The sequence below is a fragment of the Devosia sp. UYZn731 genome (genome assembly GCF_040546795.1).
Classification (GTDB): Bacteria; Pseudomonadota; Alphaproteobacteria; order Rhizobiales; family Devosiaceae; genus Devosia.
This window is the reverse complement of the sequence record NZ_JBEPOL010000005.1, coordinates 335,548-348,188: the sequence shown is the minus strand read 5'-3', so window position 1 is coordinate 348,188 and position 12,641 is coordinate 335,548. Positions and strand designations below refer to the sequence as shown.

Genomic DNA, 12,641 nt, shown 5'->3' with positions numbered 1-12,641 from the left:
CAATCGCCATGCAGGCCCCTATCCAGACCGGCCCGGAATGTCTTGCGGCCACGCTACGCCATCATGGCCTCGACACCAGTGCGGATAGGCTCATTGCCGAATACGCCATTCGCGATGAAGGCATCGGATTCGATCTGATGCTGCGCATGGCGCGCGATGCGGGCCTGAAGGCGCGCCGAACCAGGATCAAGCGCGGTGCCTTGCTGCGTCTCGGTGCGGCCTATCCCGCCCTGGCGCGCCTTGAAAACGGCAACTGGGTCAGCGTGCTCGGATTTGAACGGGACGAGCAGGGCACCGACATCGTGCGGCTCTACGACCCGCTCGCCGAGACACCTGGCGGCATGATTGCGGTGCCGCTCGACCAGTTCGTCAAGCGCTGGAAGGGCGAAGTTCTCCTGGCCAAGCGCAGCTACGCCATAGCCGATCCGGAGCAACCCTTCGGTTTTCGCTGGTTCATCCCCGAGATACTGCACCAGAAACGACTGTTTGCCGACGTTGCCGTAGCGGCGCTGTTTCTCTACGCGCTGGGCCTGGCGACGCCGATCTTCTTCCAACTGGTGATCGACAAGGTGCTGGTGCACCAAAGCTATTCCACCCTCTATGTGCTCGCCATCGGCGTCGGGGTTGCGCTGCTGTTCGAGGCAGTGTTCGTGTTCTTGCGGCGCTATTTACTGATCTACGCCACCAACCGCATCGACATCAGGGTGTCGACGCGCACGTTCCGGCATTTGCTGGACCTGCCGATTACCTTTTTCGAGCAGGCGTCCGCCGGCGTGCTGGTCAAACACATGCAGCAGTCGAGCCGTATCCGCGAGTTCCTCACCGGGCGGCTGTTCCTGACGCTGCTGGACGCACTATCGCTCTTCGTCTTCGTGCCGGTGCTGATGCTTTATAGCTGGGAGCTGTCGCTGATCGTGCTGGGCTTCAGCGTCCTGATCGGCCTCGTGGTAGCGCTGCTGATTGCGCCCTTCCGCAAGCGCTTGGCAGCGCTCTATGCGGCCGAAGGGGCCCGGCAGGGGTTGTTGGTGGAAACCGTGCACGGAATCCGCACCTTGAAATCGCTGGCCATGGAGCCGCTGCAGCGCCGGGTGTGGGACGACCGGTCGGCGCAAACCATCAATACGCGCTTCAAGGTCGAGACGATCTCGATCACCGCTCAGGCAGTCACCGGGCTGCTGGAAAAGCTCATGGGTGTGGCCATCATCGGTATCGGCGCGCTGCACGTGTTCGACGGCAGCATGACGGTTGGTGTCCTGATCGCCTTCAACATGCTGGCCGGCCGGGTATCGGGGCCACTGGTGCAGATCGTCACCATGGTGCACGAATACCAGGAAGTGGCGCTGTCGGTGCGCATGCTGGGCGAGGTGATGAACCAGAAGGTCGAGCGCGCGGGGCGCACCGAAGGCCTTCGCCCCGAGCTCGCCGGCGGTATCGAGTTTGAAAACATCGCTTTCCGTTACCGGCACGATGATGCCTTTGCGCTCAACGATCTGTCATTCGAAATCCCCGGCGGCAGCGTCGTCGGCGTGGTGGGCCGCAGCGGTTCGGGCAAGAGCACGGTGACGAGGCTGATCCAGGGGCTCTATCCTGTGCAGCAGGGCCTGATCCGGATTGGCGGCTATGACGTGCGCGAGCTCGATCTCAACCACTTGCGGCGCAGCGTTGGCGTGGTGCTGCAGGACAGTTTCCTGTTCCGCGGCACCGTGCGCGAGAACATCGCGGCGGCCAAGCCCGATGCGACTTTCGAGCAGGTTGTGGAGGCGGCAAAACTGGCCGGCGCCGTCGAGTTCATCGAACAGCTACCGCGTGGGTACGACACGCTGATCGAGGAGGGCGCCGAGAATTTCTCCGGCGGACAGCGCCAGCGCCTCTCGATTGCGCGGGCACTGATCACCGATCCGAAGTTCCTCATTCTCGACGAGGCCACCAGCGCGCTTGATCCCGAAAGCGAGGCCATCGTCAAGCGCAGCATCAAGGGGATCGCGGCGGGCCGCACGGTGGTTATCGTCTCCCATCGCCTGTCCATGCTGACCGATGCCGACGCGATCATCGTCATGGATCGTGGCCGCCTGGTGGATGTCGGCCCTCATAGCCAACTCGTGACCAGTTGCACGACCTACCGGCATTTGTGGAACCAGCAGATGAAGCTCGTCGGATGAACGCCACAGCCAAAAACCTCAAGGTGGTCGAGCCCGCCAAAAAGCCGCAGCTCAAGCCCGTGCCGACGGTCAAGCAGCCCGTCATCATGGAGTTCCAGACCGATGCCATCGCGCTCGAGGAGCGCAAGCCCCCCTTCACTGCACGGGCGACGCTTTACCTGGTGGCCGCGGCGATCGGTTGCGCCATCTATTGGGCCAGCGTGTCCAAGATCGACGAAATCGTTGTCGCGCCGGGCCGGCTTGCAACCAGCGAGCCCACGCTGGTCATGCAGCCGCTTGAAACCTCGATCATCCGCTCCATCCTGGTCAAGGCTGGCGACATCGTCACCAAGGGGCAATTGCTGGCGACGCTCGACCCCACATTCAGCTCCTCGGATGCGGGGCAATTACAATCCAAGCTCGCCGGTTTTGCCGCGCAGATCGACCGTCTCCAGGCCGAGCTGGCCGGCACTCTCTATGCCCCACCGGCAAACGCATCGCCCGAAGCCTTGATGCAAGGCCAACTGGCCGTGCAGCGCCTGGCCGCCTACCAGGCCAAGCTCGACGATTTCGACGCCCAGATCGCCCATGGCGAGTCTGTTCGGCATGCGACCAGTTCCGAAGAGGCAATGCTGGGCAAGCGCCTCACGGGCCTGCAGGAGATTCAGACCATGCACGCCTCCCTGGCCGATACCGGCAACGGATCGCGCCTGACCTATCTGCAGGCACAGGACGTCAGCCTCGATATCCAAGTGTCGCTGACACGACTGAGCGGGCAATACGACGCCGCCGAGCAGCAACTCGATCAGACGCGCGCCGAGCGGCAGAACTATATCGCGGACTATCGCCGCGTGCTGTTCGAAGCCCTGGTTGACCTGCAGGACAAGCAGGCCGGCGCGGGCGAGGAACTGCGCAAGGTCAGCCTGCGAGAAGCGATGTCCCACATCACCGCGCCAGCCGATGCGGCGGTGTTGGAAGTGGCGCAGCGCTCGGTGGCTTCTGTCGTGCAGCCCGCCGAACCGCTGATTACCCTGGTGCCGCTGAATGTGCCGCTCGAGGCAGAGGTCACCGTGGCGAGCAACGATATCGGCCATCTGAGCACCGGCGATCTTGCCCGCATCAAATTCGATGCCTTCCCGTTCCAGGAGCACGGCACCATCGAGGGCAAGGTCATCTCGATCAGCGAGAATTCCTTCGCCAAGCAGGCCGGCGACAACCCGCAAGGCGGCGCGGCATTCTACAAGGTGCACATTGCCTTAGGGCAGGACGCGTTACGGCAGGTGCCGGCCTCGTTCCGGATGCTGCCGGGGATGACGGTCTCGGCCGAAATCCATGCCGGCGATCGCACCGTGATTTCCTATTTCCTCTATCCGCTGATCCGTGGGCTCGACGAAAGCCTGCGTGAACCCTAGGTCAAGGTTTGGGGCCCGGCGATTACTCCGGGCCCCAATCTCAATCCCCAAATCTCAGTATCGGGGCGTCTGGTGGCGAAGCGCCTGCACCACGCCACGCGATCGCCAGGCATAGAGCATCCAGCCGAACTCATAGGGCCGGCATTCGCGATCGACCTTAACCGGCGGAAACACGGTATCGAGGCCCGGCAAGTGCCAGCCGGCGCTGACCGCCGTGGTCACGGCAGCGACCGAGCGAACCAGCTTGGGCGGCTCGTTGCGACCAATTTTGCGCCAGATCACGCCATCTTCGGCAGAGATCATCGGCTCGTCGGTTTCGGGGCGTCGGTCGAGCCAGCCCAGGCCCTTGGCCAAGGCCGCGCGATGGTCGGTGCCGCCGGCCTCGTGCAGATCGAGCAGCGCCATCGGCGCCATGGCATGCTGATGCACACTATAGACCGGATAGCCTTCCACCACGCTGCCGTCGCGGGTGTCGTAATGCCACCACCACTGGCCGGCCTCGCCCTGCAGCGCCACGATCCGCGCCGCACAGGCTTCCGCAGCGCGCAACGCCACCCGGTCGCCATCCATGTAGCCCAGCCGCGCCAGCGCCTGGATCGGGTAGACCTGATCGGCAAAACAACCCACATGGCCGCGCGCAAAGCCAGCCGCATTCGCTGGCGTGAAATGGCGGAACAGGCCGCTATCCGACTGGGCATGAAGCAGGAGCAGTCGGCTGGCCAGCCGCTGCACCTCGGCCGTCGGGCCGAGATGGCGAGCGGCAAGGGCTGCGGTCAGCGCCCATGCGCAGGAGACCGTTTGAATTGACTTGTCATGGCTCAGGCTGGTTTCGAGTAACGCGAACAGCTCGCCGGCAAATACCCCGGCCGTCTCCGCCGCGGCCCAGGCTGCCAGCGCTATAGCGCCAGGCTCGCCCGACTTTGCCGCCCGCTCGATGCAGGCAAGCGCCAGATCGATGGCTGTCTTGCCATCCAGCACGGAGCGCTGCTGGGCCTCTGTGGTCCAGGCCAGCCCTTGCGCCACGTTGATGGTGTAGCGCAGGTTATCGCCTTCGGGGATCACGCCCGAGCCGTTCCGGCTGCCGACGCCCCGCATGGTATGGGGGAAGTGCAGATCAGGCAGCGCCATGCGCCGCAACCCATTGACGGCCAAGTCGCACAGTTCGGGCAACCGCTCGCGGGCCGAGGCAAGCTTGGGGTCCAAAGCTTCGATCCGGTCGACCCCCTCGCCGGCGGAGTCGTCATACTTGGAGCGCCCAATCAGATCCTGCAGCATTCTGCTTCCTCGCCTTGATGCCAAACTTGCAGATCGCCTGCCCACCAACAGTTGCATGAGCCCGCATGAGGCACACTTCGCCCATGCGATGGAGGTTGGGCAGATCGGAGGAGTGCCGAACCGCGTGATCTAGCTCGATCGATGCAGCGGCCGCGGTTCAGCGGTTTTCCCGGTTCCACATGTCCACCATGCCGGCGGCGTTGTCGCGCCAGACCAGCCCCACCATCCGGCGCGCACGGTAGAGCCGGACGCGGGTAACGCAGCGCAGCGCCAGCCAGCGCTCGCGCCAGTTGGTGACGCGGTCCGACTTGCAGATGCGCAGCAGTTCAAGCGGGGGCGACGCCGCCATGACGGCGCTCTTGGCCAGCCAGCGCAGCTTTCCCCACTTCGCGCCGCCGATTTCGCGGAATTCATGGGCGACGTGACGATCCCAGCGCCGCGCTAGCTCGGGAAATGAACTGCATGAGGGCGTATAGACGCGAGCATCCGGCAGGTAGGTGATGAGGTAGCCCATGGATGTGGCGCGCTGGCCCCATTCGGTATCTTCCATAGTGCCGATGCCGCCAAACGGGCCCACGGAACGGAAGACGTCGGTGCGGACCGCCATGTTGCCGGTGGCGGCGAAGCCGTGCTGCTCCACATAAAGTCGCGTGCGATAGCTGTAGATGTTCTCATAGGCCTCGACCGCGGTCAGGCGGTCAACTGCCGCGGGCCGGATGCGAATATCGCCGCCGGCGAAGTCCACCTCAGGACGCTCGTCGAAGCCGCGCACGATTGCCCCCAGCCAGCCCTTGGCCGCGACGCAATCCGCATCGATGAAGGCCAGGATTGGTGCCGCGGCCATCGCCGCGCCCAGATTGCGCGCCGGGCCCGGTCCGGGGGTGGTTTCGCGCAGCAGCCGCACGCCAGGAATGAAGGTCGCCGCAAAGTCGGGCATGACGCGCGAACCGTTGTCGACCACGATGATCTCGAAGGGCAGGTCAGGCGTCCGCTGCGCATCGAGCGATTGCAGGCATTTCCGCAAATCGTCGGGCTCGTTCAGGTGCGGGATGATGACGCTAACTCTGGGCGGCCGAACCATAGGTCCAATTCTCCCGCAATCGGCGCTCGGACAAGGTCACGCGCCGTTGCATTGGTGCTGTTTTCGCCTGTCAGAGTGTGGCGGTGGGCCGTGGGCGGCAATAACCCCATCATGGCTGGGCGATAGCTCGAATTGATGCTGCCACCGTCCCATAATGTGCAGAACACCTCGCCGTGATGTCGGCCTAGGGTCTGCGGGTAGCGTGGCACGGGGGACCTGATGGCCATTCTTGATTTGTCGTTAGCTGGCCCTGACCTGAAGGAAACGGCTTCGTTTTGCGTGGTTGGGGCGGGCATAGCGGGATTGCTGCTGGCCACCAGGTTAGCCCGGCGCAAGCGCAAGGTCGTCGTGCTCGAGAGCGGCAGCCTGCGGTTCGATCCGCAAATTCATGCCCTCAATGAAATTGACGACCCAGCCCGGCGCTACTCGCGGGCATTGACCGGACGCTATCGCGGGTTGGGCGGCTCGTCCTCGCGCTGGGGCGGCCGGATGATCCCGATCAGCCCGGCCGATAGCGGTGATCGCCACCATATCGCCCAGCACGAATGGCCCATCAACCCAGACGTGCTTGATGGCTATGAGCCGGAACTGGAGACGCTCTTTTCAGTGGGGCACGACTCCTTCGACGAGATCGATTCCGTCACCCCAGGCCTGTCGGGACTGCTGCGGGCCGACGAGGAAGACTTCAAGGCTCGCTGGGCCAAGTGCCCGACCTTCAAGCGCTGCAATATCGTCACCATGCTGGGGGATGAACTCAGGTCAAGCCCGTATGTTACGGTTTGGCTCAATGCGACGGTTGGAGGTTTCGGTCTCGACCGGGACGCCGGGCGGCTGCTGGCGCTCAAGGCGCAGAGCCTGGCGGAGCGCCGGATCGAGGTGACGGCGGATCAGTTTGTCATCGCGGCAGGCACCATAGAATCCACGCGCCTGCTGCTCTTGCTCGATGAAGCCAGCGACCGGCATGCCTTTGCGTGCACGGATGCGCTGGGGCGCTACTTCCAGGACCACCTCAAGGCCGAAGTGGCGCAGGTCGATCGTCACCGCTCCGCGCTCACCAATCATTTACTGAGCTATCGGTTCGTCAAGGGGACGCGGCGGGACCTGCATCTGGAGCTGTCGCACGACGCCCAGGAAACCGAGGCCGTTTCCAGTGCGTTCGTCTACGTTTCGATGGACCTGGCCAATAGTGGCCTCGCGGCAATCAAAAGCATTGCCCATGGGCTGCAACAGCGAAAGGTGGAGATGAGGCAGGTCGGCTTGGCCATGAGGGACTTCAAGCTGGTCGCCAAAGGCGCTTTCTGGCGGTTGTGGCACAAGCAGCTCTATGTGCCCCCAGGCATAGCTTTTCGGCTGATGACGTCGATCGAGCAACTTCCCCATGCGCAAAACCGCATCACCCTGTCGGACAAAAAGGATCGCCTTGGCATGCCCAAGGCCCGGTTTGACTGGAAGCCCCGCGCCGCCGACGAGCGGACCTTTCGCGCCACCGCGCAGCACTTGAAGCACTATTGGCAGCGCTCCGGCTTCGATAACCTGTGTCCGTTGGTGTGGGATCCGTCGGTCACCGATCCCTACGGCCATATCACCGACAAGGCGGAGGCCTGCGCCCATCCTTCGGGTTCGGCCCGCATGGGGACCAATCCTGCAACGTCGGTCGTCGGCCCCGACCTGCGCTGCCATGCCCTGCCCAATGTCGCCGTTGCCAGCGCAGCGGTGTTTCCCACCGCTGGCAGCGCCAACCCCACCTTCACCATCATGAAGCTGGCGCTATGGCTGGCGGACTCCTACCAGCAATTGCCCTTGCAGCTATTGTAAGGGCAATTGCCTGCGGAGCCGGTTTTCACGTCACTGAGGTCATCGTCCTCGGATCTATCCTTCTCGCCCAATGAGTGGCGCGGGGCCCGAGGCGGCGCTTTGCCATGGGGTGTCATAGTTGGGGGCGTTGGCGAAGCGGCACATGCCAAGCTCCAGTTGCGCTGTTGCGCCGGGGGCAAGGGTGACGAGGAGCCAGCGGCCGGCGGCATCGAAGCGCTCGCCATCAAGCGAGCCGCCATCGAACACATGCTCGCCGAAGACGCCGGCTTGGATCACGACGCGCCTGGCCGCGAGGGCATCGGTGTTGACCAGGGTAAGGGCGGCGCTCGCATCGGCCAATCGGTCCACCAGTGCGGCCACGCCCGGCGGCAGGCCGGGACGTTGCGCATCGGCGTCGAAATAGCGGAAACGCGCCAGCTGCAATCCGCCGTGATAGACGTGCATGGGTCCGCCTAGCGTGAGCTGCGCCAGGCCTTCGAGCACCATGGGCGTCAACTGCTGCCACATGTGGATGGTCATGGACTCGCGGAAATGATCCATGGTTTCGGGATCGTTCTCGGGCGCCCGGAAGTTGGCGATCTGGTTTGAAATGGTCGTCAGGTTGGCTTCGAGCAGAGCCTCGGGATAGTTCGGGTAGCCCCCGCGAATGAACTTGAACCACTGCGCCGTGTTGCCGTTGAAGCCCATATGGCCGCCATTGGAAGCGCCATAGCCGTGATAGGCCGGATTGACTTCGTCGAAGAGATGACCGGTCCAGCCCCGTTCGGCCCGCTCGGCATCTTCTTCGGCCATCGAGACGTTCCACAGATAGGTGCCGTACATCGGATGCATCGGGCGGAAGTCGCGCCAGCCGGCGTCGTAGTGCCGGTTCGGCACCACTTGGATGCCGTTTTCCTCGCGCCGCAGGTCCCACAGCATGTCGAGTTGCGAACGGGGCAGGTCGAGGTGAGCCATGTCGCCGGTGAGCAGCGCCGCGTTGACGCCGGCAATGCAGAGCGGCTCCAGCAATGAGAACGAGCCGTGCGGCCAGCGCCAGCCGTAATAGCCGCCCCACCATTTGCCATCATTGTATTCGCCGATGTCGCCAGACAGCCCGATATTGTCCGGCGTAATACCGCCATTGCGCGCCGTACGCTCGGTCCAAGCGCCGAGATAGTCGATGACCCATGCTCGGTATTTTTCGTCGCCCGTATAGGCGAAGGCATGGGTCATGAGCGATGTGGCGCCGAGATTGAGCGGCACGTCCCCGCGCGATTGCCGGCTATTGATGCGCTCCAGAATGTCCGCATAGGTGGCGTCGTTCGACCACGGGGTCGCCGTGGCGTAGCGATCGATGCCGGGGATATCCTCGAAGGGCGGCAGGTAATTGTCGAGGATTTCGCGATGGGTCGACCAGTCCTCGCCCGTCTGCTCGAAGCGCGGCCCCCTGCTGCCGCTGATCGGCGAGCGGATGAGATGCTTGTCCGCATCGTAGTTGAGCGCCTCCTTGTCCTCGCCATTGTAGAAGCCCGCAAAGCGGCGCGCGCGTTGCCGGTCCTTGGGCACGCCGGGGTCGGCCAAGCCGAAAAAGTAGAAGAACAGGTTGCTCTCGCCGTGGTGCATCCAGTCGTAATAGGCGTCGTATTCGCGGTGAACCTGGCCATATTCCGTCCACTGCCAGGTGATGCCATCCCAGATGGTGCGCGAGCGCAGGTAAACTTCTTCGCTGCCGCCCAGCGCGTAGAACAGGGGCATGTTCATGAATCCCTCATAGGGATCGTCCGAACCGTCCATGCCCGGCCAGCGATCGCGCCAGATCAGCGTTCCATCGGCGCGCGTATAGCGATCGGCGAACTCGATCGCGGCTCGGTCGAGGACGCTGAAAATCTGCCGTTGCAACAGCGCCCATTTGGGAATGGTGGCGATGCGCGTGGCGATGATTTGGGGCAGTTTGGAAAGATCAGTCATGATGCCTACTTGCGGGATGGCGGTGCCGGCGGTCAGATCCGGTTGCCGGTATCGGGATCGAAAAGATTGATGGCGGCGCTATCCACCGCAAGGGTCAGCGGTTGGCCTGACACGGGGCGAGCCTTTGGGCCCAGCCGGGCGGTGATCAATTGCCCACCCACGTTGACGATCACCATGGTGTCGGGTCCGGTCGGCTCGATGATGTCGACAGCGCCGGTCAGCGTCGCGGCGCCGGGTCCTGCATGCAGGGTCTCCGGCCGGATGCCGGCCACCACCGAGCGACCCACGAAACCCGCAACGTCCTGCGTCAGGTCCGGCAGCGCCAGCGTGCCGCCGTCGTAGCGCAGCTGGAGGCCGCCTGAAGCCGATTCCAGCGTGCCCTTGAGGAAGTTCATCGTCGGCGAGCCGATGAAACTGGCGACGAACATATTGGCGGGCCGCTCGTAGATGGTCTCGGGATCGGCGAGCTGCTGGATCACGCCATCCTTCATCACCGCGACCTTGGTGCCGAGCGTCAGCGCCTCGACCTGATCGTGGGTGACATAGACCGTGGTGGTGCCCAGCCGTTCGTGCAGCCGCTTGATTTCGGTACGCATCTCGACGCGCAGCTTGGCATCGAGATTGCTGAGCGGCTCGTCGAACAGGAAGAGGTCCGGATTGCGCACGATGGCCCGGCCCATGGCAACGCGCTGGCGCTGCCCACCGGACAATTGGCCCGGCTTACGGTCCAGCAGGTGCTCGATCTGCAGTAGCTCGGCAGCGCGGTTCACCGCGGCATCGCGGTCCTTGGCATCGACCTTGCGCATCTCCAGCCCAAAGCCGATGTTCCGGCGCACCGGCATGGTCGGATAGAGCGCGTAGGACTGGAACACCATGGCGATGTTACGGTCCTTGGGATGCACGTCGTTGACATTGCGGTCGCCGATCAGGATGTCGCCGCCCGAGCTGGTTTCGAGGCCGGCGATGATCGCCAGCAGCGTGGACTTGCCGCATCCCGAGGGCCCGAGCAGCACGAGGAAGCCGCCGTCCTCGACGTCGATATCGATATTGCTGAGCACCTCGACGGCGCCGAAGCTTTTGCGGACAGAGTTGATGGACAGAGTTGCCATGGGTCTAGCCTTTGACTGCGCCGGCGGTGAGGCCGGCCACCATCGCCCGCTGCACCAGGGCGAACAGGACGATAACGGGAAGAATGGAAATCATGCCGCCGGCGGCCAGCATGCCCCAGGGAAGCTGGAACTCGCCGACCATCAATTGCAGCCCGACCGGCCAGGTGCGCGAGCCGGTGCTGGTGGTCAGCATCAACGCGAACAGATATTCGTTCCACGCTGCGATGGCGACGAAGACGCAGGTGGCCAGCAGGCCATTGCGGGCGATCGGGATCACCACCATGAACATAGCGCCCAGCCGGGTGGTGCCATCGATGCGCGCCGCGCTTTCGAGCTCCTTGGGCGCCGCGTCGAAGAAGCCTTTCAGCATCCACACGAAGAGCGGCAACAGAAAGCTGGTATAGGCCACGGCCAGCCCGAAGGTGGAGTCGAGCAGGCCCACCTGTCGCATCACGATGAACAGGGGTATGATCATCAGCACCGCCGGAAACATGCGCACCACCAGATACCCCAGCATCAACTGGGTGCGCCCCTTGAACTGGAAGCGCGAGAACGCATAGGCGGCGATGGTGCCGGTGAGCAGGCAGATCAGTACGGTCGTCGACGTGACGATCAGGCTATTGATCACCAGCGTCGGATAGCTCGACTGGTTCCACAGCTTGACGTAGTTCTCGAACGTGATGCTCGGGGGAATGTAGTGCATCGTCCGGGTGACGATATCGCTCTCTACCTTCAGCGACGTCAGGAAAGTCCAGACGATCGGCGCGATGCAGATGAAGGCCAGGCCAATCAGCACGATATAGCTGATGATATCCCAGACCAGTTTGGAGCGCGAGCGGGTGGCGGCCATGGCGTCAGTCCTCATTCACTTTGGAGAGCCGCACATAGGCCCAGGCAAACACCATCAGCAGCACGAACATCACCACCGACAGCGCGCCCGCATAACCGAAGTTGAAATCCTTGTAGGCGGTCTGGAACGCATAGAGCGACAGCACCTGGGTCGAGCGGCCCGGCCCGCCGCTGGTCAGGATCAGCAGCAGGTCCGGTGAGTTCACGAGGCCGATGACGCGCAGGATGACCGCGGCGGCGATGATGGTTTTCAGCATGGGCAAAGTAATCAGCCGGAGCTGGGCGAATGCGCCCGCGCCATCGATATCGGCGGCTTTGTAGACATCGGTCGGGATGCCCTTGAGCCCGGCCAAGAGCAGCAGCGTGAAAAACGGAAAGCTGTGCCAGGCCTCGACCACGATGGCAGCCGCCATGGCGGTGGTAGGGTCGGCGAACCAGGCCTTGTAGCCCTGCAACAGGCCGATCTTGACCAGCAGGTCGTTGATCACGCCCAGGCGCGGATCGAGCATCAGCGCCCACATATGCCCCGCCACCACATTGGGCAGGAAATAGGGGAGCAGGATCAACACCGCCAGCACCTTGCTGCCGGGCAGGTTGCGGTTCAGCGCCAGCGCGGCGATAAGCCCGACCAGGAATTCCAGCGCGATCGCCGAGGTCACCCAGACCGCCGTATTGCGCAGCGATACCCAGAAGATCGGGTCGCTCACCATGCGCTGATAATGCTTCAGCCCGACCCAGCCATTGCCGAGGCCGGGGCGATTGAGCCGCATCTCGTGGAAACTCATTTGCATGCCGTAAAGCGTGGGGTAGATCACCACGGCACAGATCAGCAGCGCACTCGGCAGCAGCAGCAGGTACATCCAGTACCGCGTTTCGCTGAGTTCGCCGATCCAGCGCAATGGATTGTAGCGATCAAATGCCGACCGCTGGCGCGGTGAATAGGCAGGGCCTGTATTCGAGATCATCTGGCCTCGCTTTTGTTCGGAAAGGGGAGGCGGCCGGGTGTCCGGCCGCC

9 protein-coding genes are annotated in these 12,641 nt (G+C 63.5%); 3 read left to right on the top strand and 6 right to left on the bottom strand.

Annotation, left to right across the window (positions count from 1 at the left end; genetic code table 11):
- The first annotated feature begins 8 nt into the window (after positions 1-8).
- On the top strand, positions 9-2,159 hold the full coding sequence (locus tag ABIB57_RS14520) for a peptidase domain-containing ABC transporter (protein ID WP_354041733.1): 2,151 nt from the start codon (positions 9-11) through the stop codon (positions 2,157-2,159).
- Positions 2,156-3,550 carry an HlyD family type I secretion periplasmic adaptor subunit gene (locus ABIB57_RS14515; protein ID WP_354041732.1) on the top strand — a complete coding sequence of 465 codons (1,395 nt, stop codon included), beginning with the start codon at positions 2,156-2,158 and terminating at the stop codon, positions 3,548-3,550. Before ABIB57_RS14520 ends, ABIB57_RS14515 begins: the two co-directional genes overlap by 4 nt.
- A 54-nt stretch (positions 3,551-3,604) precedes the next feature.
- Here ABIB57_RS14515 and ABIB57_RS14510 read toward each other — a convergent pair whose 3' ends face one another.
- On the bottom strand, positions 3,605-4,825 hold the full coding sequence (locus tag ABIB57_RS14510) for a hypothetical protein (RefSeq protein WP_354041731.1): 1,221 nt from the start codon (positions 4,823-4,825) through the stop codon (positions 3,605-3,607).
- Between the two features lie 157 nt (positions 4,826-4,982).
- On the bottom strand, positions 4,983-5,906 hold the full coding sequence (locus ABIB57_RS14505) for a glycosyltransferase family 2 protein (RefSeq protein WP_354041729.1): 924 nt from the start codon (positions 5,904-5,906) through the stop codon (positions 4,983-4,985).
- A 219-nt stretch (positions 5,907-6,125) separates the two neighbouring features.
- On the opposite strand from ABIB57_RS14505, the gene ABIB57_RS14500 reads away from it, so the two are divergent.
- Complete coding sequence (locus tag ABIB57_RS14500) at positions 6,126-7,721, top strand: GMC oxidoreductase (RefSeq protein ID WP_354041728.1); 1,596 nt, start codon at positions 6,126-6,128, stop codon at positions 7,719-7,721.
- Between the two features lie 54 nt (positions 7,722-7,775).
- On the opposite strand, the gene ABIB57_RS14495 is transcribed toward ABIB57_RS14500, so the two are convergent.
- The 4 genes from ABIB57_RS14495 to ABIB57_RS14480 are packed head-to-tail and all read right to left on the bottom strand — an operon-like array spanning position 7,776 to position 12,591.
- Positions 7,776-9,668, bottom strand: a complete 1,893-nt coding sequence (locus ABIB57_RS14495) for a DUF8034 domain-containing protein (protein WP_354041727.1) — start codon at positions 9,666-9,668, stop codon at positions 7,776-7,778.
- 32 nt (positions 9,669-9,700) lie between these two features.
- Positions 9,701-10,777 carry an ABC transporter ATP-binding protein gene (locus tag ABIB57_RS14490; RefSeq protein WP_354041725.1) on the bottom strand — a complete coding sequence of 359 codons (1,077 nt, stop codon included), beginning with the start codon at positions 10,775-10,777 and terminating at the stop codon, positions 9,701-9,703.
- A 4-nt stretch (positions 10,778-10,781) separates the two neighbouring features.
- Positions 10,782-11,627, bottom strand: a complete 846-nt coding sequence (locus tag ABIB57_RS14485; protein WP_354041724.1) for a carbohydrate ABC transporter permease — start codon at positions 11,625-11,627, stop codon at positions 10,782-10,784.
- A gap of 4 nt (positions 11,628-11,631) precedes the next feature.
- Positions 11,632-12,591: a carbohydrate ABC transporter permease gene (locus tag ABIB57_RS14480; protein WP_354041723.1), complete on the bottom strand. Its 960-nt coding sequence runs from the start codon at positions 12,589-12,591 to the stop codon at positions 11,632-11,634.
- Between the last annotated feature and the right edge of the window lie 50 nt (positions 12,592-12,641).

Excerpts from the sequence above, each read along its gene's own strand:
- ABIB57_RS14520 (WP_354041733.1), top strand. The coding sequence starts at position 9 with ATGCAGGCCCCTATCCAGACCGGCCCGGAATGTCTTGCGGCCACGCTA.
- ABIB57_RS14515 (WP_354041732.1), top strand. The coding sequence starts at position 2,156 with ATGAACGCCACAGCCAAAAACCTCAAGGTGGTCGAGCCCGCCAAAAAG.
- ABIB57_RS14510 (WP_354041731.1), bottom strand. The coding sequence starts at position 4,825 with ATGCTGCAGGATCTGATTGGGCGCTCCAAGTATGACGACTCCGCCGGC.
- ABIB57_RS14505 (WP_354041729.1), bottom strand. The coding sequence starts at position 5,906 with ATGGTTCGGCCGCCCAGAGTTAGCGTCATCATCCCGCACCTGAACGAG.
- ABIB57_RS14500 (WP_354041728.1), top strand. The coding sequence starts at position 6,126 with ATGGCCATTCTTGATTTGTCGTTAGCTGGCCCTGACCTGAAGGAAACG.
- ABIB57_RS14495 (WP_354041727.1), bottom strand. The coding sequence starts at position 9,668 with ATGACTGATCTTTCCAAACTGCCCCAAATCATCGCCACGCGCATCGCC.
- ABIB57_RS14490 (WP_354041725.1), bottom strand. The coding sequence starts at position 10,777 with ATGGCAACTCTGTCCATCAACTCTGTCCGCAAAAGCTTCGGCGCCGTC.
- ABIB57_RS14485 (WP_354041724.1), bottom strand. The coding sequence starts at position 11,627 with ATGGCCGCCACCCGCTCGCGCTCCAAACTGGTCTGGGATATCATCAGC.
- ABIB57_RS14480 (WP_354041723.1), bottom strand. The coding sequence starts at position 12,591 with ATGATCTCGAATACAGGCCCTGCCTATTCACCGCGCCAGCGGTCGGCA.